Origin of the sequence: Moraxella sp. FZFQ2102, from assembly GCF_024137865.1 — a bacterium.
Classification (GTDB): domain Bacteria; phylum Pseudomonadota; class Gammaproteobacteria; order Pseudomonadales; family Moraxellaceae; genus Moraxella.
Genome location: NZ_CP099960.1, coordinates 1,810,808 through 1,831,164 on the forward strand (window position 1 = coordinate 1,810,808; position 20,357 = coordinate 1,831,164).

The 20,357-nt window shown below is 46.0% G+C and carries 15 protein-coding genes and 1 tRNA gene; 9 read left to right on the forward strand and 7 right to left on the reverse strand.

Annotation, left to right across the window (positions count from 1 at the left end):
* The first annotated feature begins 177 nt into the window (after positions 1–177).
* The 4 genes from clpB to cysS all read left to right on the forward strand — a co-directional run bounded on the left by clpB (position 178) and on the right by cysS (position 5,446).
* Positions 178–2,754 (forward strand): ATP-dependent chaperone ClpB, encoded by a 2,577-nt coding sequence (gene clpB / locus NGM44_RS08550; protein ID WP_253223254.1) that lies wholly within the window; start codon positions 178–180, stop codon positions 2,752–2,754.
* A gap of 108 nt (positions 2,755–2,862) precedes the next feature.
* Positions 2,863–3,630 carry a phosphoribosyltransferase gene (locus NGM44_RS08555; protein ID WP_253223255.1) on the forward strand — a complete coding sequence of 256 codons (768 nt, stop codon included), beginning with the start codon at positions 2,863–2,865 and terminating at the stop codon, positions 3,628–3,630.
* A 30-nt stretch (positions 3,631–3,660) separates the two neighbouring features.
* On the forward strand, positions 3,661–3,831 hold the full coding sequence (locus NGM44_RS08560; RefSeq protein WP_253223256.1) for a hypothetical protein: 171 nt from the start codon (positions 3,661–3,663) through the stop codon (positions 3,829–3,831).
* A gap of 166 nt (positions 3,832–3,997) precedes the next feature.
* Positions 3,998–5,446 carry a cysteine--tRNA ligase gene (cysS, locus tag NGM44_RS08565; RefSeq protein ID WP_253223257.1) on the forward strand — a complete coding sequence of 483 codons (1,449 nt, stop codon included), beginning with the start codon at positions 3,998–4,000 and terminating at the stop codon, positions 5,444–5,446.
* A gap of 199 nt (positions 5,447–5,645) precedes the next feature.
* Here the strand turns inward: cysS and NGM44_RS08570 are convergent, their stop codons facing one another.
* The 3 genes from NGM44_RS08570 to NGM44_RS08580 all read right to left on the reverse strand — a co-directional run bounded on the left by NGM44_RS08570 (position 5,646) and on the right by NGM44_RS08580 (position 8,678).
* A complete protein-coding gene (locus NGM44_RS08570) occupies positions 5,646–6,947 on the reverse strand; it encodes a homoserine dehydrogenase (protein ID WP_253223258.1) in 1,302 nt (433 codons plus the stop codon).
* A 314-nt stretch (positions 6,948–7,261) separates the two neighbouring features.
* On the reverse strand, positions 7,262–8,056 hold the full coding sequence (locus NGM44_RS08575; protein ID WP_253223259.1) for a DsbC family protein: 795 nt from the start codon (positions 8,054–8,056) through the stop codon (positions 7,262–7,264).
* A 37-nt stretch (positions 8,057–8,093) separates the two neighbouring features.
* Complete coding sequence (locus NGM44_RS08580; protein WP_253223260.1) at positions 8,094–8,678, reverse strand: hypothetical protein; 585 nt, start codon at positions 8,676–8,678, stop codon at positions 8,094–8,096.
* Between the two features lie 187 nt (positions 8,679–8,865).
* Between NGM44_RS08580 and guaB the strand changes: the two genes are divergently transcribed.
* Complete coding sequence (gene guaB / locus NGM44_RS08585) at positions 8,866–10,338, forward strand: IMP dehydrogenase (protein ID WP_078318128.1); 1,473 nt, start codon at positions 8,866–8,868, stop codon at positions 10,336–10,338.
* Between the two features lie 118 nt (positions 10,339–10,456).
* On the opposite strand, the gene NGM44_RS08590 is transcribed toward guaB, so the two are convergent.
* The gene (locus tag NGM44_RS08590) at positions 10,457–11,116 is read right to left on the reverse strand and encodes a YcxB family protein (RefSeq protein ID WP_078253414.1); all 660 of its coding nucleotides are present in this window, start codon (positions 11,114–11,116) and stop codon (positions 10,457–10,459) included.
* A gap of 269 nt (positions 11,117–11,385) precedes the next feature.
* On the opposite strand from NGM44_RS08590, the gene serS reads away from it, so the two are divergent.
* The 4 genes from serS (at position 11,386) to NGM44_RS08610 (ending at position 18,554) form a co-directional block, all read left to right on the forward strand.
* Entirely contained in the window at positions 11,386–12,657 is a 1,272-nt protein-coding gene (serS, locus tag NGM44_RS08595; RefSeq protein ID WP_253223261.1) for a serine--tRNA ligase, read from the forward strand.
* A 421-nt stretch (positions 12,658–13,078) separates the two neighbouring features.
* Positions 13,079–15,097 carry a transketolase gene (tkt, locus tag NGM44_RS08600; RefSeq protein WP_253223262.1) on the forward strand — a complete coding sequence of 673 codons (2,019 nt, stop codon included), beginning with the start codon at positions 13,079–13,081 and terminating at the stop codon, positions 15,095–15,097.
* Positions 15,098–15,625: 528 nt separating this feature from the next.
* Positions 15,626–17,488, forward strand: coding sequence for a helix-turn-helix domain-containing protein (locus NGM44_RS08605; RefSeq protein ID WP_253223263.1), 1,863 nt, complete (start codon positions 15,626–15,628; stop codon positions 17,486–17,488).
* Positions 17,478–18,554, forward strand: a complete 1,077-nt coding sequence (locus NGM44_RS08610; RefSeq protein ID WP_253223264.1) for a type I glyceraldehyde-3-phosphate dehydrogenase — start codon at positions 17,478–17,480, stop codon at positions 18,552–18,554. The genes NGM44_RS08605 and NGM44_RS08610 overlap by 11 nt, the downstream gene beginning before the upstream one ends.
* A gap of 4 nt (positions 18,555–18,558) precedes the next feature.
* Here NGM44_RS08610 and NGM44_RS08615 read toward each other — a convergent pair whose 3' ends face one another.
* From NGM44_RS08615 to NGM44_RS08625, 3 genes are all read right to left on the reverse strand, one after another.
* The gene (locus NGM44_RS08615; protein WP_253223265.1) at positions 18,559–19,350 is read right to left on the reverse strand and encodes an NRDE family protein; all 792 of its coding nucleotides are present in this window, start codon (positions 19,348–19,350) and stop codon (positions 18,559–18,561) included.
* A gap of 111 nt (positions 19,351–19,461) precedes the next feature.
* Positions 19,462–19,537 (reverse strand) — tRNA-Glu (locus NGM44_RS08620).
* A gap of 319 nt (positions 19,538–19,856) precedes the next feature.
* Positions 19,857–20,345, reverse strand: coding sequence for a YajQ family cyclic di-GMP-binding protein (locus tag NGM44_RS08625; protein ID WP_253223266.1), 489 nt, complete (start codon positions 20,343–20,345; stop codon positions 19,857–19,859).
* Positions 20,346–20,357: the final 12 nt, after the last annotated feature.

Consider the following 20,357-nt stretch of genomic DNA (forward strand, 5'->3'; position numbering starts at 1 on the left):
CCATCACCATCCCGATGGGGATTATTTTTATCTTTACAATATTTCCCCAAAAATTTAAATAAAATAAATAAAATCAATGATTTATAAAATTATTACACCATAACAAAACGCAGTTCTTGAAAATTATCCACAGGCTATCCATATAATAATCAACCAAACATTGATAAGGATAATAACATGAACTTTGATAAATATACACGCACCTTACAAGACATCATCCGTAAAGCCAATGAGCTTGCCATCAGTCGCAAGCATACCGCCATCAGCCCTGCACATTTATTGTCAGTATTGACGCAGAACGAAACTGCGATATCGATACTGACAGCGAGTGGGGCGGCTGTGCAGACCTTACAAGAGCAAAGTGAGACTTTGCTGTCGCATTTGGCAGTGGCAACGACACCACCTGCTCAGATAGGATTGGCGCCTGATACCGCCCGAGTGCTACAAGCGACTGAGCAGTTTGCCAATAAAGCTGGTGATGAGTATGTGGCGGTCGAGTGGTTGCTGCTTGCATTATTTGAAGAAAAAAGCACGCACAAAGCACTGGCATCAGCAGGCATTACCGCCGAGACTTTACAAAACATCATTACAAAAATCCGTGGAGATCAAACCGTGAATAATCAAAACAGCGAACAAAACCGACAAGCTCTAGATAAATATACCATCAATCTAACCGACCGTGCCCTACAAGGCAAGCTTGACCCTGTCATCGGTCGTGATGATGAAATCCGCCGTACGGTGCAGGTGCTATCTCGCCGCACCAAAAATAATCCTGTGCTCATCGGTGAAGCAGGCGTGGGCAAGACCGCCATCGTCGAAGGACTTGCTCAGCGTATCGTCAATGGTGAAGTGCCTGAGAGCCTGCGTAATAAGACCGTGTTATCACTGGATATGGGCTCACTGATCGCAGGGGCGAAATATCATGGCGAATTTGAAGAACGCCTAAAAGCCGTGCTGAATGAGCTTGCCAAACAAGACGGCAATGTCATCTTGTTCATCGATGAGCTGCATACCATGGTCGGTGCTGGCAAAACCAGTGGCGCGATGGATGCAGGCAATATGCTAAAACCTGCTTTGGCTCGTGGTGAGTTACGCTGTGTGGGTGCGACGACTTTGGATGAATACCGCCAATACATCGAAAAAGACCCAGCGCTTGAGCGTCGATTCCAAAAAGTGCTCGTCGATGAGCCGAGTGTCGAAGATACCATCGCCATTTTGCGTGGACTCAAAGAGCGTTATGAGCTACATCACGGCGTAAAAATCATGGACTCTGCCATCATCGCAGCTGCCAAGATGAGTCATCGCTACATCACCGATCGTCAGCTGCCTGATAAGGCGATTGATTTGATTGATGAAGCGGCAAGCCGTATCAAGATGGAGCTGGATTCCAAGCCTGAAAGCCTAGATAAGCTGGATCGTCGTATCATCGCACTCAAGATGCAGCTAGAAGCGGTCAAAAATGAAGATGATGCCGGTGCAAAAGCACAGGTGAAATCATTGACTGCCCAAATCGATGATGCCCAAAAAGAATACAGCGAGCTTGAAGAAGTCTGGAAAGCTGAAAAAGCAGGTGTCGAAAACAGCAAACAGCTACAAGCCAAGCTGGATAATGCGCGTATCGCACTGGATAAGGCACTGCGTGAAGGTGACTATGCACGAGCATCACAGCTACAATATGGTGAGATTATTGAGCTTGAAAAAGTGCTTGAAGCTCAGGGCGATGATGGCGAAGATACCGCACCAAAGCTTTTGCGTAACAAGGTGACTGATAACGAAATCGCAGAAGTGGTATCGGCAGCGACAGGTATTCCAGTCGCCAAGATGCTCCAAGGCGAGCGTAATAAATTGCTTGCGATGGAAGACATCTTGCATGAGCGAGTCATCAGCCAAAACGAAGCGGTCACCGCCGTGGCAAACGCCGTCCGCCGTAGCCGTTCGGGGCTATCTGACCCGAATAAACCAAGCGGTTCATTCTTGTTCCTAGGTCCGACAGGTGTGGGTAAGACCGAGCTGACCAAGGCACTGGCGAATTTCTTGTTTGACTCTGAAGATGCACTAGTGCGGATTGATATGAGCGAATTTATGGAAAAACACAGTGTCAGCCGTCTGGTCGGTGCACCCCCTGGCTATGTTGGCTATGAAGAAGGTGGTGTGTTGACCGAAGCAGTTCGCCGTAAGCCATATAGCGTAGTGCTGTTTGACGAAGTCGAAAAGGCGCATCCTGATGTGTTCAATATCCTATTGCAGGTGCTGGATGATGGCCGATTGACCGATAGTCAAGGTCGAGTGGTGAATTTCAAAAACACCGTCATCATCATGACCAGTAACCTAGGTAGCCATGCAATCCAAGAGATGGCAGGCGATGATTATGACACCATCAAATCGGCGGTGATGGCATCGGTGAATGGTCATTTTAGACCAGAGTTTATCAACCGTATCGATGAGATTGTCGTGTTCCATAGCCTAGGGCAAGCACAGATGGCAGGCATTGCTGAGATTCAGCTGGATCGCTTGCGTGCTCGCCTAAAAGAGCGTGAACTGGGGCTTGTGATGAGTGATGATGCGATGACACATTTGGTTGAGATTGGCTATGATCCTGTATTTGGCGCGCGACCACTCAAGCGAGCCATTCAGCAAGAAATCGAAAACCCATTGGCACAGCTGCTACTGTCTGGCGAGTTTGTCGCAGGTGATGTCATCAGCGTTGAGTGGGTGGATGATAAATTTGCGTTTAACAAATTGCGTTATAGCTAATCTGCTCAAACCAATATTACTGTATTGAGCAAATCTGATCAAATGCAGTAATCAAATAAACCAAAACCGCTTATCTCATATGATGGGGTGGGCGGTTTATACTTTTGGATGGATGTTCGTGTTTGCTTTTTTGTTAGTTGTGCTACAATACTTTGGGCAAAAATGAGAGATAAAATGATGAGAACACCATGGGGTAATTTTCCAGATACCATCATAGATAGAAAGTTGGGAGATGCCACATCACACCCTTTGTACGAAAACGCCAAAAGTGGTGATATTCCATCGGCATTTGAATTAGCAAAAGACTTAATCAGTGATGATGCGGTGCAACGACTAAAAGCACTCATTGGAGACAAAGAAGTGGTATTTGCGCCTATCCATGCCGAAGAGATGTCGGGTAGAAATATGATACCCATGGCAACAGCAATGGTTTTGGCACGCAAATTAAAGCAGTCGGTTGATTTAAATATTGTCCAAGCAACCAAGGTCTCTCGCACAGGTGGTGATGGTTGGCATCGCTTGGCAAACTTGCCTGATTTTGATGGTAGAACGGATGCGCAATATGTTATAATGGTAGATGATACCCAAACACAAGGCGGTACTTTTGCAGCTTTTAAAGGGCATATTGAATCTTTTAACAGTTTGGTCATTGGCAGTTATGCACTGACGGGCAAACAGTATTCAGCACAATTACGACTTGATAATGAAATGTTGGCATTACTAAGAGAGAAGTATGGAACGATTGAGCAATGGTGGCAAGAAACCTTTGGCTATGATTTCTCAAAGCTTACCCAATCCGAAGCGAGATTCATCATCAAATCTGGTAAGACGCCTAACGAAGTCAGAGATAGAATCCTTGCGTCAAAGCAAAGTTGATGCTTATCATCAAATGATGAAGTTGCCGTTGTGATTTCTCAAAATTTACCGAGTCCGAAGCCAGATACCTTGCCAAGCAAATACATCGGCACGGTCTTGACGCAGTCCGAGATACACTCATTAAGACAAGATCTCAATGATGCTTATGAATATGCCATCAAGCACATCAAGCCAAGAAAGCTTACATTGCCAAAACCGTAGCAATCTTGATTTTTGCTTATCAAAATAAGCCGCCAAAAAAATTTGGTGGCTTATTTTTTTATGCCAAAACTTGCCAAAATTCATCGCTTTTTTGGCAATTTTTGTGAATTTTTGGTATGATGACACTTTTATTATTTTCCCAAAAATTCCAATCAAAAGGCAAGCCATGACCACGACCAATCCTTTGACCGCCACCCAAAACAACTTGGTACTTTATGATACCCTAAGCGCTACCAAACGTCCATTTACACCCATTCAAGCGGGCAAAATCGGCATCTATGTCTGCGGTATGACGGTCTATGATTATTGCCATATGGGTCATGCACGAGTCATGGTGGGCTTTGATGTGATTGTGCGATGGCTTAGAGCGATTGGTTATGAGGTGAATTTTGTCCGCAATATCACGGATATCGATGATAAGATCATCAATCGTGCTAATGAAAATGGCGAGAGCATTGGCGAGCTGACCGCACGATTTATCAAAGCCATGCACGAAGATGAGTCGGCACTTGGTTGTGCATCACCTGACCAAGAACCTAAAGCTACCGACCATATCGATGATATGCAGGCGATTATCAATACATTGATGTCCAAAAACCTTGCCTATCAAGGCAGTGGCGGTGATGTGTATTATGCAGTGGATAAGTTTAGCGGTTATGGTAAGCTTTCTAAGCGTAAACTCGATGAGATGCAAGCAGGGGCATCAGAGCGTGTCGGTGCGGTGGATGATAAGCACAATCCGTTTGACTTTGTGCTGTGGAAATCTGCCAAGCCATCTGAACCACATTGGCAATCGCCTTGGGGTGTGGGTCGCCCAGGGTGGCACATTGAGTGCAGTGCGATGAGTACCTGCTGTCTTGGTGAGACCTTTGACATTCATGGCGGTGGTCATGATTTGCAGTTCCCACACCACGAAAACGAAATCGCCCAATCTGAAGGCGCTAGTGGCAAAACCTATGCCAACAACTGGATGCACATGGGCTTTATCAATATCGATGGCGAGAAGATGAGTAAGTCTTTGGGGAATTTCTTTACCATTCGTGATGTCATTGCCAAATTCCATGCCGAGACCGTGCGATTTTTCCTATTATCCAGTCATTATCGTAGCCCAGTCAATTTCTCAGATACAGCGCTCAAAGAAAGCCACACGGCACTCACTCGCCTATACCAAGCGCTCAAATCTGCCGAAAGCTATGGCGATGTCCAGATCAGCGATACAGCATGGGCAAGCGAGTCAGGGCAGGCATTTGCAGCAGCGATGAATGATGATTTTAATACAGCAAAAGCGGTGAGCGTGTTGTTTGATGTCGCAGGTAAATTAAACCGTGCCATCAAAGCTGATGATGCCGATGATGCGATGAATCAAGCAGTTGTTCTAAAGACATTGGCAAGTGTGCTTAATATCATTCAGACCAATCCAACGCAGTTTTTACAAAGTAAAATCGGCGCTGAAGATGGACTTAGTGATGATGCCATCAATGCCAAAATCACCGAGCGCGCCGATGCCAAAGCCAATAAAGACTTCGCCAAAGCCGATGCTATCCGTGAAGAGCTCAAAGCACTGGGCATTGAGCTTGAAGACAGCCGAGCAGGCACGACTTGGCGTCGGGTGTGATGGCAGTTGGATGAATTATGATTGTAAATCAGCAATGACAGCAGAATTTAGATAGTGTGCAATAGAACAAAAAAGCTTTTGATAAAACAAAAGCTTTTTTGTTTGCCAGTTAATTGGCGGTATATCGATTTGATTGCATAAACTAAAAAGACGACCATCAGGCCGTCTTTTTGTTTTCGCGACAGTTAAAGCCAAGCGATTATTCCAAGCTTTCTAGGCGGATACGCACCACAGGCTCGACCACCGCACCCAAGGCTTCGATTTGCTCGATGGCGGTATTCATTTGTTTTTCGACCACAGGCAGGGTGAGAATGATGATTGGCACCAAACCTGATTTGTGTGCATCACGCTGTAGGATAGCATCGATATTGATGCCATTATCGCTCAAGATACGCGTGGTGTCAGCCAGTACGCCGACCTCATCTTTGACTGTCAGGCGTAGATAGTAGCCAGAAGTCATCTCATCGCTTGGTAGGATGCGGGTGTCTGACAGTTGGTCAGATTTGAACGCTAGATGCGGTACAGCAAAGTGATTGTGTGAGCTCATCGCACGAACCAAGTCCATCACATCCGCCATCACTGCCGATGCAGTCGCACCTGCACCTGCGCCATCGCCATAGTATAGCGACTGTCCAAGTGGGTGTGCATCAACCATCACGGCATTTTTGACACCATTGACATTAGCAAGTAGTGCTTGATTTGGAATTAGTGTCGGATGCACACGCAGCTCGACGCCATTGTCACGACGGATAGCAAAACCTAAGTGCTTGATGGTATAGCCAAGCTCTTTGGCATAGACGACATCTTGTAGGCTGATTTTGGTGATGCCTTCGCAATATACTTTATCAAACTGCACAGGAATACCAAAGGCGATCGATGCCAGTAGTGACAGCTTGTGTGCTGCATCGATACCTTCGACATCAAATGTCGGATCTGCTTCAGCATAGCCGAGCGCTTGTGCTTCTGCTAGGACATCGCCAAATTTGCGGTTCTTAAGCTGCATTTCTGACATGATAAAGTTGCCAGTACCATTAATGATACCAGCTAGCCAGTCGATTTTGTTGGCAGCAAGTGCTTCACGCACGATTTTGATGATTGGGATACCGCCTGCGACCGCAGCTTCATAGCGGACTTGCACGCCATTTTCTTCGGCAAGCTTAAAGATTTCGTTACCATGTTTGGCAAGCAGTGCTTTATTGGCGGTGACGACGTGTTTTTTGTGGCGGATGGCGTGGGTGATGACATCATAAGCCACATCAGTACCACCAATCACTTCGATGACGATATCAACATCATCAGCAGCAGCAATCGCCATCAAATCGGCAGTTTGGTTGATGCTAGGGTCGATATCATCACGCTGACGGCGAGTGCCTGCATGGGTGATTTTGAGCTGATGACCAGTACGGCGTGACAGCTCGTTGGCGTTGTCCTTGAGTAGATTTAGCACACCTGTGCCAACAGTGCCTAAGCCAAGTACGGCAAGATTGATCGTGTTATTCACAAATAGCCCCGTGGGATATATCTTTGAAATAAAGTAAAATCGCTACAAATGTAGCCAAAAATCGAAAAAATAGCGGCTTAACTTAACAAGCCTAATAAACTGCCTAAATTACCACATCTTATGGTTTCGTGCTACTAATTTTTTATGAAATTTGGTGTGAATCGCTTAAGCCTTTTGGAATAAGCGTTTTGATTGCCGAATTTGTAATAGTACAAATAAAGGCTTTGTTTGACATCTCACCAAACAAAGCCCTAAATCAAGCCCAGTGTTAGTGATGAGCTTTGGCTGATTTAAGCGGATAATCAGGCATTGGCTTATTGATTATCAATTGCTAATTTAATAAGCTCATCAGCAGGTACATAGCCGCCGATTTGCATACCTGACGCGGTAAAAATCGCTGGCGTGCCACTGACGCCAAGTGTATGCCCCAATGCCATGTGCTGCTCGACAGGATTGTCGCAGTCAGGTGCGTTGATGGCTTTGCCTTGTTTGGCTTGAGCCAGTGCATCTTTACGGTCGCTACTACACCAGATGGCCTTGGCAAGTGGGATATCTTTTTGGGCACGTGGCCAAGCCAAGTAGCGAACTTCGACACCGCCTGCGGTGATGGCATCGATCTCGCTGTGCAGCTTTTGGCAGTAATGACAGGTTGGATCGGTGAAGACATAGATGTGGGCTTTTTTATCGCCTTGAGCGGTGAAGATGATTTGCTCAGATTCTGGGACTTTGGCAAGTGCGTCTTTGGCAATAGCGGATAATAGGTCAGCACCAATATCCACAGGCTCGCCATCACCCAGTTTGGCAATCTGCCCTTGAATCAGATAGGTGCCTGATTTGTCAGTGAACATCGATGGGGCGTTATCAAAGCTAACCCAGTACATATCGGGCATCTGTGTGGCGATGGCATTGGTGACTTTGATGGTGACGCCAGATTTATCCAGATTATCTTGCAGGGCCTTAACGACAGCGGTGTCGGTCTTGTCGCTTGCAGGTGTCGCTGTCGCCGTCGGTGTGGTTGTTTCACTTTTGGTTTGTGCTTTATCGCCACAGGCGGTAAGCAGTAGGACGCCTGATATGATGGCGGTTAGTAGGGTGGTTTTGGTGGTCATAATTATCTCAAAAATATAATTGCAAATTTGGGGATGGTCAACATCCGCCACGTGTCTCCAGTGTAACGGTTCTGCCTGCTTGGTAAAAGTTGGCGACTTCACCATCACAAGGATGGTCTTCAAATATAACTTTCTGTTTAAGCTGTTCAAATTGAGTTTTGCTCATTGGTTTAAAGGTTGCATACATACGGTTTAAGTCATCGCAATCTACACAACTTGTGGGGATTACAGTAATGCTTTCTAATGGATATCCATATAGAGTGGCATTCTTAAGTGGATAAGTTACGATAAGTGTAATATGCCCATACTCGTCAGATGTGCGTTCAATCTTAGCAGGCAAGATGTCATTGCGATAAGGTACTTTTATCGTTGAAAATTTGCCAGTTAATGCCATTTTGGTCAAAGGCTGCTTTGGTGGATTGGTTTTATTTTCAAGGCTTTTATAAAAGGATTTTGAAAAGGTGCTCCACATAATCTCATTAAGCATTGCACCATCATCACCACTTTTACCTGCTTCTAAATAGCGAAATGCAGGCGTCCAATCAGCAGCAAATACAGCACCGCTAAATAATAGGCTAGATGCTAGCAGCAATTTTTCATCATCAATTCCAATCAAAATCATTGTTCACTTATCTTAATCGAAATTCACCCAACATTCAAATTTAAAACAAAAATAACTGTAAATTCATCTCAAATTATCATAACGCCCCTTGCCAACACCCCGTAATTTTTGGTACAATACGGCGTTATTTCATCAACCTAATTATCTGATTTTTGGATAATTTGGCACACTACAAAGGAAATAACCTATGCTACGCATTGCCTACGATGCCTTGACATTTGATGATGTCTTGCTCCTACCTGCCTACTCTGAAGTCCTACCAAAAGAAACCAACCTAAGTACTCGCCTAACCACTGACATCAACCTAAATCTGCCAATCATCTCAGCGGCGATGGATACCGTCACCGAATCTAAGATGGCGATTGCAATGGCTCAGCTTGGCGGTCTGGGTATCATTCATAAAAACATGGACATCGCTCATCAAGCACGCCGTGTCCGCCATGTCAAAAAATTTGAAGCAGGTACCGTTGCTGACCCAATCACTGTCAATCCTGATGCCACTGTGGGCGATTTGCTACGCATCACTCGTGAGCACAAAATCAGCGGTGTACCTGTCGTAGAAGCAGGTAGCAATAAGGTCGTTGGTATCGTTACCCACCGTGATTTACGCTTTGAGACCAATCTGAATCAGCCTGTGTCAAATGTCATGACACCAAAAGATAAGCTAGTGACTGTCAAAGAAGGCGAGTCTCAAGAGCGTATCAAAGAGCTACTTCATAAGCACCGTATCGAAAAAGTCGTGGTGATTGATGATGATTTTCGTCTAAAAGGTCTCATCACCGTCAATGATTTCACCAAAGCTGAAAACAACCCAAATGCCGCCAAAGACAGCCGTGGTCGTCTGCGTGTCGGTGCTGCTGTCGGTACAGGTGCAGATACCGAAGCTCGTGTTGAAGCCTTGATTGATGCCAATGTCGATGTCATCATCGTCGATACAGCACATGGCCACTCAAAAGGTGTCATCGACCGTGTGGCATGGATCAAGAAAAACTATCCAAACATCCAAGTCATCGGTGGTAATATCGCAACAGGCGATGCAGCACTTGCCTTGATGGATGCAGGTGCAAACGCTGTCAAAGTCGGTATCGGCCCTGGCTCTATCTGTACCACGCGTATCATCGCAGGTATTGGTGTACCGCAAATCAGTGCGATTGACAATGTCGCCACTGCACTCAAAGACCGCATCCCATTGATCGCCGATGGCGGTATCCGCTTCTCAGGCGATATGGCAAAAGCCATCGCAGCAGGTGCGTCGTGCATCATGGTGGGTAGTCTATTGGCAGGTACCGAAGAAGCGCCAGGTGAAGTTGAGCTATTCCAAGGTCGTTACTACAAGGCGTATCGTGGTATGGGCTCGCTAGGTGCGATGAGTGGTCAAAACGGCTCATCAGATCGCTATTTCCAAGATGCCAAAGACGGTGTTGAAAAACTTGTCCCGGAAGGTATCGAAGGCCGTGTACCGTACAAAGGCCCAGTCGCAGGTATCATCAATCAGCTGGCAGGTGGCTTAAAATCATCGATGGGCTACACAGGCTGCCGTACCATCGAAGAGATGCGTGCTAATACCACCTTTGTCAAAGTGACATCAGCAGGTATGAAAGAATCGCATGTCCATGATGTCCAAATCACTAAAGAAGCACCGAACTATCGTCAAAACTGAGTGTGAGTGACGATAAAAAACAGCGATAATCATCAGGTTATCGCTGTTTTATTTGCTGATTGTATATCATACAAAAAAGCGAGAACATCATTCTCGCTTTTTATTTTAAGCTTATAAATCAGCTATTGGCAGTTTGCATCACAGATTCCAAACCCTTTGGCTTGACTTCGCTTAGGTGTTTTTTGATGGTGTCAATTGGCAAACCTTGCTTATCTAGGCGTTTTGGAATGATTTGGCTGCCTTTTTGACCTTTCATTTCAAACATCATAAACAAAAATTCATCCGTCTCATCCCAGCTGGTTACTGTATCCCAACCAATCACCGCCGATTGGGTTGGTGCGGTTTTCATCTGCATACCACGCATCTGTGGTGAGTTCATGATGGTTTGCGGTGCAGGGATTGCCATAACCAAACCATGCGACTGCACGCCAAGCTGAATGCCACTCATCTGCTCAGGCATCTCGGTGCTGGCGACTTGTTTTTGGTATTCTCTTTGCATATACCATTTTAGACCCAATGTGCGCGCCAGTAGATACAGGCCTACAAGCACAAGCATCAACCAAAAAATGATGGTCGAATAGCCACTGACAAACACAAGACCAGCAATTGCAGCAGCCACAGCAATCGCCATCACAATCCACTCTTTTGGCTTGATGGACTTGATAGAATAATGGCTTGAGCTTTTGTCAAACAGGGCAAGCTGTGCCGCACGAAACTCCGCTTCGGTCATGTTTAGGGCAACAGGCTTTAGGGTATAAGGGTACAACGCTTTTGACATAATTTTCATTTCCATAAAAAGACTGTGCTTATATTACCATTTTATACAAAAAAATAAACCAAAACTTGGAATTTGCAAAAATTTTTTGGGCAAATTGGCATGAAATGATGAAATTGGCTGAAATTTTGGGGAAAATTTGCTATCATTGGCAAGTATTTATGTGTCATACATAAATTTTTAAACTTAGTAAAAACAGTATAAACTTTACAAAAACATTTTGGGCTGTTAGCTTTGTCAATCACCCAAAATGCTTTGATAGGATTTTTGATATGCTAGACCCAAAATTTTTGCGTGGTAATTTAGACGAACTTAAGGCAAAATTGGCAACTCGTGGCTATGAGCTCGACATCGCTTTTTGGCAGTCAGTGGAAGAGCAGCGAAAATCCATTCAAGTAAAAACCGAAGAGCTACAAGCCCAAAAGAACGCAGGTGCCAAAAAAGTCGGTGAGCTCAAGCGTAATGGAGAAGATGCCACTGAGCTGATGAATCAGATGCAAGCAGTCTCTGAAGCGATGAAAACTGCCGAAAACGAACTGCGTGATTTACAAGCAACCATTACCAATGCAAGCCTACAAATCCCAAATATCCCTGCCGATGGCGTGCCTGTGGGCAATGATGAAAATGACAATGTCGAAGTGCGTCGCTGGGGCGTGCCAAGAGCCTTTGATTTTGAGATCAAAGATCATACTGATGTCGCCGAACAGCTTGGTATGCTAGATTTTGAGATGGCTGCCAAATTGACAGGCGCTCGTTTTAGCGTACTAAAAGGGGCGGTTGCTCGCCTAAATCGTGCCTTGATTCAGTTTATGCTAGATACACACACCACGAAGTATGGCTACACTGAGATGTATGTACCATACATGGTCAATGCCGACAGCTTACAGGGTACAGGTCAGCTACCGAAGTTTGAAGAAGACCTATTTAAACTGCGTGGCGATAAAGAATATTATCTGATCCCGACATCAGAAGTGCCATTGACCAACAGCGTGCGTGACACCATCTTGTCACCAAGCGATTTGCCGATTAAGCTGACCGCACATACGCCATGTTTTCGCTCTGAAGCAGGCTCGGCAGGCCGTGATACTCGTGGTCTGATCCGTCAGCATCAATTCGAAAAAGTCGAGATGGTACAAATCGTCAAAGCGGATACATCGATGCAAGCACTTGAGGACATGACTGCGCAAGCTGAATACATCCTGCAATCACTTGAGCTGCCGTACCGTGTGGTGCAGCTATGTACAGGCGATATGGGCTTTAGTGCGGTCAAGACCTATGACATCGAAGTGTGGCTACCGTCGCAGGATACCTACCGTGAAATCTCAAGCTGCTCAAACTGCGGTGATTTTCAGGCACGCCGTATGGCAGCACGCCTAAAAGACGGCAAGCAAACTGAGCTGGTGCATACGCTAAATGGCTCAGGCTTGGCAGTCGGTCGCACGCTGCTTGCCATTCTTGAAAACCATCAAAACGCTGATGGCTCAGTGACTATCCCTGCTGTGCTACAGCCTTATATGGGCGGTGCGACTGTCATATCTTGCTGAAAACAAAGGCTTACTATCTAACTCTGATAAGTAAATGGTATCGCTGAATTAAAAAGATAAATGCAAAGACTGTTTAAGACTGTACTGTTTGTAAGTGGTTTGGTTGTGATTTTTTATGTTGTCATGACACTAACAGAAAAGCAACGATTCTTAAATCATCTATACAGCAGTACACCCGTCCCTTATAAAGATTGTGTAGTGAATTATGTAGATACACATTGGGATGGGGCTTGGGCAGACTTTAAAAGAGAGGGCAGAGTGCCAAGAGGCAGAACGGATATTGTTATCTTTATGGTGCATAAATACACCCCTTTATGCAGTGGTAGTCAGCGGTGATTTTAAAAATTATCAAGCTGACAAATATTTTTTTAAATTACTTGATGTTTGTTTTTAACCTAATTTTTTAACCAAGAGTGAGTTTATGACTTCTTTATCAGTTCAAGCCCAATCATTAAATCAACGACCAAATGCCAATGCCATCCGTGTTCTTGCGATGGATGCGGTTCAACAAGCCAACTCAGGCCATCCAGGTGCGCCGATGGGCATGGCTGACATCGCCGAAGTGCTGTGGCGTGAGTTTCTAAGCCACAACCCAAACAATGCCAATTGGGCAAACCGTGACCGCTTTGTATTGTCAAATGGTCATGGCTCGATGCTGATTTATGCTTTGCTACATCTATCAGGGTACAACCTAAGCTTGGATGACATCAAAAATTTCCGTAAGCTACACTCAAAAACCGCAGGCCATCCTGAGCATGGCTATGCTGATGGCATCGAGACCACCACAGGCCCATTGGGTCAGGGTATCGCTAATGCGGTTGGTTTTGCACTTGCCGAGAAGACTTTGGCAGCGCAATTTAACAAAGCGGATAACGCCATCATCGACCACTATACCTATGCATTCTTGGGTGATGGCTGTCTGATGGAAGGCGTGAGCCACGAAGCGTGCTCGTTGGCAGGGACTTTGGGTCTGGGCAAGCTGATTGCTTATTATGATGACAATGGCATCTCGATTGATGGTGAAGTCGAAGGCTGGTTCAGTGATGACACCGCCAAGCGTTTTGAAGCATATGGCTGGCAGGTGCTTCATGTGGATGGTCATGACCAAGATGCCATTCGTGCAGCCACCATCGAAGCTAAAGCCGAAACCACCAAGCCAAGCCTAATCATCTGTAAGACCATCATCGGTCTAGGCTCACCAAATAAGCAAGGCAAAGAAGACTGCCACGGTGCGCCGCTTGGTGCTGATGAGATTGCATTGGCTCGTGAAGCGATGGGCTGGGCGGATAGTACGCCATTTGCCATCCCTGATGAGATTTATCAAGCGTGGGATGCTCGTGAGGCAGGTGATGCGCGTGAAGCGGCGTGGAATGAACAATTTTCCAAGTATCAAGCAGCTTATCCAACCGAAGCAGCCGAACTTAGCCGTCGTTTGAGTGGTGAGTTGCCTGCTGATTTTGAAACTGTGGCGAATGACTACATCAAAGCCTGTAATGACAAAGGCGAAAGCATCGCGACTCGTAAAGCCAGCCAAAACGCCATCGCAGCACTAGCGCCAAATCTACCTGAAATCCTAGGTGGCTCAGCTGACCTAGCAGGCTCGAACTTGACACTATGGTCGGGTGCAAAAGGCGTCCAAGATTATGCTGATGGTAACTATGTCCACTATGGCGTGCGTGAATTTGGTATGACTGCGATCGCTAATGGCGTAGCGCTTCATGGCGGATTTATCCCTTATACAGCGACCTTCTTGATGTTTATGGAATATGCACGCAATGCGGTGCGTATGTCAGCACTGATGAAGCAGCGTGTCATCAATGTCTATACGCATGATTCTATCGGTCTGGGTGAAGATGGCCCGACGCATCAGCCAGTTGAGCAAGTGGCCAGCCTACGCAATACGCCAAATCACTTTACTTGGCGTCCATGCGACACGGTCGAAACAGCAGTCGCTTGGAAAAAAGCACTACAAACCACCAATGCACCATCATCATTGATCTTATCTCGTCAAAACTTGGCATTCCAAGCACGTACAGATGAGCAAATCGCAAGCATCGAAAAAGGCGGCTATGTCTTGGCAAGTGAACAAGGTGATCTTCAAGCCATCATCATCGCCACAGGCTCAGAAGTCGAGCTTGCGATGAATGCACACAAGCAGCTAACCGAAGCAGGCGTGGGCGTGCGTGTGGTATCGATGCCATGTGCTGAGATTTTTGTGAAGCAATCAAGCGACTATATCGAATCAGTACTCCCATCGGCGGTGCGTGCTCGTGTCGCAGTCGAAGCAGGTATCGTTGATTATTGGTATAAGTTTGTGGGCTTGGACGGCAAAATCATCGGTATGACCACCTTTGGTGAGTCAGCACCTGCCAAAGATCTGTTCCAGCACTTTGGTATCACCACTGAAGCTGTCGTGGATGCGGTAAAAGCTTTGGTATAAGTGCCATTGCTTAATTTTAAAACAATCCGTCGTTGGCTCGCCTTGATGCATTGCTTATACAATCTTTGGCTTGCCGCCTAGACTTGTTTTAAACTTAAAGCACTGGCTTTAGCTGCCAAAAAATCGGGTATATTTGAGAATATGCCCGATTTTTTTATTTACCAAAGATATTTGAAAATTTATCATTAAAATCAAATGGTTGCGGTGCGTTGTACGCGCCATTAAGATACCCAAATTATTCCCCCCAAAATTTTTTAATTTTATCATCAAATGAAGTATTTGTGCGTTATAGCCAGTGCTTTAATTGTAGATAAAATTGCGTATATCGTAAAGCCTGCTTGATGTTTTATTTTCCAAACTGGGTCTAAATATGCTATCCTAAGCAATTTATGGTCTGCTGATTGTCAAAACAATCTGTCGTTGGCTCCCCTTGATGCATTGCTTATACGATCTTCGGCTCGCTGCCTAGGCTTGTTTTACAATCACTTGACCATTTATACATTTTATTTTAATTAAATGATTTAAATAATGAAACAATCCACTGCGCTCGCCATCCTAAAAACTGGTCAAAATGTCTTTTTAACTGGTCAAGCAGGGGCGGGCAAAACCTATGTCCTAAATCAATACATCGACTATCTGCGCGTGCGTGGCGTGCCTGTTGCCATCACGGCAAGTACGGGCATTGCCGCCACCCACATGAATGGCATGACAATCCATTCGTGGTCGGGTATTGGCATTGCTGATAGTTTTGAAAAAGTAAATTTGCAGCGTCTGGCAGGGCGTGAGGATTATCTTGATCGTATTCGCAATACTAAGGTATTGATTGTTGATGAAATTTCGATGTTGCATCTTAAGCAGGTGGATGCCATCGATGCAGTGATGCGCCATTTTCGCAAAAGTGAGCTGCCGTTTGGCGGGGTGCAGGTGATTTTTTCGGGTGATTTTTTTCAGCTACCCCCTGTGGGTGAAAAAGGCGAAACTTCCAAAGAAAAATATGCTTTTATGTCAAAGGCTTGGCTTGAATGTAATTTTCAAATCTGCTATCTGACCGAACAGCATCGCCAGGCAGGACAAGGTGAGCGAGAAAAGTACGGCTTATCACTCAATGATATCCTAAACCAAATCCGCTCGCAGACCGTCACTCAGCAGGCGGTCGATGTGCTAAGTGGCACGCAGATGCATACGGTTGCGATGAACCGCACGCGCCTATACACGCACAATACCGATGTTGATAAGATCAATCAAAAAGAGCTCGATCAGCTTGATGCCACGCCGCAATCCTTCGTCGCGGTGAGTACTGGCGAGAAAGCACTGCGCGAAACCTTGCTCAAAAGCGTGCGCGCGCCTGAGACACTGACGCTGAAAATTGGCGCAAAGGTGATGTTTGTCAAAAATATGCCGCTGCTTGGTGTGTATAATGGCACGATGGGCGAGATCAAGGCATTTATGGGTGTATCAGGCAAGCAATACAAAGACGCCAAAGCGGTGATCGATGAAGTGGCGTATCCGATCGTACAGCTCAATAACGGCGGTGAAGTCTTGGCTGAACCTGAAGAATGGACGACCGAAGGGCGTGATGGCGAAGTGCTGGCGAGCGTGACGCAAGTGCCTTTGTGCCTTGCGTGGGCGATTACCGTGCATAAGTCGCAAGGCATGACGCTTGATGCCGCTGAGATTGACCTATCCAAGACCTTTGAGATGGGGCAGGGCTATGTGGCGTTGTCACGGCTGCGCTCCTTAGATGGTCTAAAATTATTAGGGCTGAAGATTAATAGCCTATTACTGGATGAATGGGTGCAGTTCATTGATCGGCGATTGATCGAGTTGTCACAAGAGCACGCGCAGGCGTTTGGTGTATTGGATGATGACGCGCTAGAGCAGATTTACACTGCCTTTATCGATGCTTGTGGGGGTATTACCGACCCTGCCAAGATCGCCTTGAACGAAAAGCATCTGGCAGCCAAAAAACAAGCCGCCGCCCAGCGCAAAGCCAAAGCCACGCAGCACAAAAAAGACGCTGTGCAGTCTAATGGACTGACCGCCACCGTGAACGCCACTTATGGGCTGATACAGACAGGCATGACGCTTGAGAATATCGCAGCTGAGCGCAGTCTTGCGCTATCGACGGTGATTGGGCATTTGGATGATGTAATCAAGGCGGGTAAAGAGATTGACCGAGCTAAATATCAGCCTGATGCCGATGTCTTGGCTGATATTCAAGCGGTGTATGAACGGCTCGATGCCCAAGGGGAGTTTGTCGATGGGGTGAAGTTGCGCCCGATTGTCGAAGAATTAGACAGTAAATATAATTATAACCAAGTGCGTTTGGCGTTGATTTTTATTGATACCAAAGCCGATCAAGGTGCGGATAAGGCGGGTGATGATGCGTGATAAACCTACTCTTCGCCTTGCTATCAATGGCTTTGGGCGTATCGGTCGTAATGTGCTGCGTGCTTTTGTCGCGCGGTATCGCTTACTGTATCGGATTGAGCTTGTGGCGATTAATGATGTCGCCGATTGGCAGGTGCTGCTGCATTTATTGCAATTTGACAGCACGCACGGACGCTTTAGCCAGTTATCCCAAGATGGCACAACGACAGCGCAAATCATCGATGATACCGATGATGGTACAAGAAAGCTGTGCATTTGTCATGAGAATCAAGCCTTTGATATTTTGTTATTAAACCAAAGAAATCCTGAATATTTACCGTGGCAAGAGCTTGGTATCGATGTGGTGCTTGAGTGCAGCGGGCATTTTCGCTCTTATACCGATGCGTCGCGCCACAGGCGAGCGGGGGCGGCGCAGGTGATCGTTGGTGCTGCGCCATTTGATGAGATTGACGCCAGTATCGTGATTGGGGTGAATAATGATGAGCTGAACCGAGATTTGCCGATCATCTCAAGCGTCTCTTGTACCACGCAGGCATTGGTGCCGCTGTTGTCGGTGCTGGATAATGAATTTGGCATACGCTCAGTGATGATGACAGAGATCCATGCGGTGACAGCCGACCAAAGCGTGCTCGATCAAGCGCATCGCGATTTGCGCCGTGCGCGTGCCAGTGGGCATAATATCATACCGACGACATCAAGTAGCATCAACGCCACTGAGCGCGTGCTACCTGCCATGCAAGGCAAAATCAATGGGCATTCGATTCGTGTGCCGACCATTAATGTCGCTGCCATCGATGTGACGGTGACATTCACTCAGCCTGTACCGATTGAGCAAATCCGCCGCAGTCTGCAAGCCCAAAGCACAGGGCGGCTACAAGGCATCATGGGCTATACTGATGCACCGCTTGTGTCGAGTGATTTTATTGGCGACAGTCATTCTTTGGTGATTGATGGCGCGCAGCTGATGGCAGCAGGCGAGCTTGTGAAGATTTTCGCGTGGTATGATAATGAGTGGGGTTATGCCAATCGACTGCTGGATATGTGTGATATTTTGGCAAATCGCTAAATTTTCAATCCAATGAAAACTGTACTTGGGCAATCTGTCCACGATCATCGCCGTGCTGTGATTTTTCTTGCCAATGTAGCGAGTTTTGGCTCATTAAAAGTAGGTTTGATACGCGCGTGCCGTAGTGATTACTTGCAATAAAAGTCGATGATAGCATCTTCTCCCATGTGTCATCGATGCCTGTATTAGGAAGTTTGTCGTCAGGCAATTGCCTGTCATCTTCTAACAATTGCCATGCGATGGGCGATAGGGCGTCTGATAAATCATTAAGCTTCTCATATTGTGTGCTTTGGGCGATGGGCAGTAGCTCTTGGACGAATCGCTGTCGCAGATGTGCGCATTTGTGCCAATGTTCGCTCTTAAGGTTATTGCTGACGACATGGACGCCGTGGGCAAGTAGTTCAATGCCATCACCGCGGTTGCTGATATACACTGCTTGCTGTCTGTCACCGATGATTAGATTAAACCCTGCAAACTGCTTAAAGCTTGGACTAAGACTTCTGCCAAATGCCATAGGGCTGACATCACTTTGTAAATATTGCGCCACTAGATGACCGCGACTGGTCGCATAAGTGGTTTTATCCAAGCCATTGCGATGATTGGTCAGCACCGCCCAGCGACCTGCGCGCGTCACACCCATCCAAGTGCCATGCGCTTGTTCATCCTGCCCTGCAAAAATCCCCGATTGCCACTCGTGCAAGGATAATGATTTGCGCGCATAAAATTCATCACGATTAGAAATCAGACATAAGGGCAAATCAGGCAACACTTGCCACGCCAAAGCTACGATACACATGGGTAAAAATTATTGATAAAGATGGGTTTGAGTATAGCAGGTTTTGATAAAAAGCAAAACACGCACAAAGAAAAACGCACCTAAGCGATACTTAGGTGCATTTTAGAATATTGGCATCCCATAGGGGATTCGAACCCCTGTTACCGCCGTGAAAGGGCGGTGTCCTAGGCCTCTAGACGAATGGGACACTAGGTTGTAAAGTCAATCTGAATCAGTTTGCTTTACCAACTTTCAGCGCTTTCACCGTTGTTCCGAAAGTGGGCACATTATAGCACAGTTTTGATGGTGGTCAAGCATTTTTTCTAAAAATTTCGCAAAAATTTAGAATATTTTCATAAGTCATTGATTTATAAATATTTTATTATGTAATTTATCCACTTTACCGAGTGAAGATTTCTCGTCGCCAAATTTATTTACTCAATTTACAGCCAATAAAAAAACCGTTCATCCTTTGGCTGGGTGAAGCCTAAGCCTAAAATGAACGGTTTGTAGTCGTGTAATGCTAATTAGTCTTTAAAATTATTAAATTGAAGCGGTACGCCAAACGATTTTTCTTTCAAAAATGCCATCGCTGCTTGCAGATTGTCCTTTTTCTTGTCACTGACACGCACTTTGTCGCCTTGGATGCTGGCTGCGACTTTCAGGTCAGATTCTTTGAGTGCTTTGGCGATTTTCTTGGCGCTGTCGGCATCCAAGCCATCTTTTAGATTGATGACTTGCTTGGTATGCTTACCTGATTGGGCTTTGTCTTGTGGGTCAAGTGATTGCAGATCCACGCCGCGTTTGATCAGCTGCTTTTCAAAGATGGCATAGACATTGTCCGCTTGCAGTTCGTTGTCCGTGCTGATGGTCACGGTTTTGGCTTTTTCGCTTAACTCGATGCTGATGTCGCTGCCTTTAAAGTCAAAGCGAGTGGCGATTTCTTTGTCAGCATTGCCGATGGCGTTGCGGACTTCTTGAACATTTAACTCAGAAACGATATCAAAAGATGGCATAATTTACTCCAA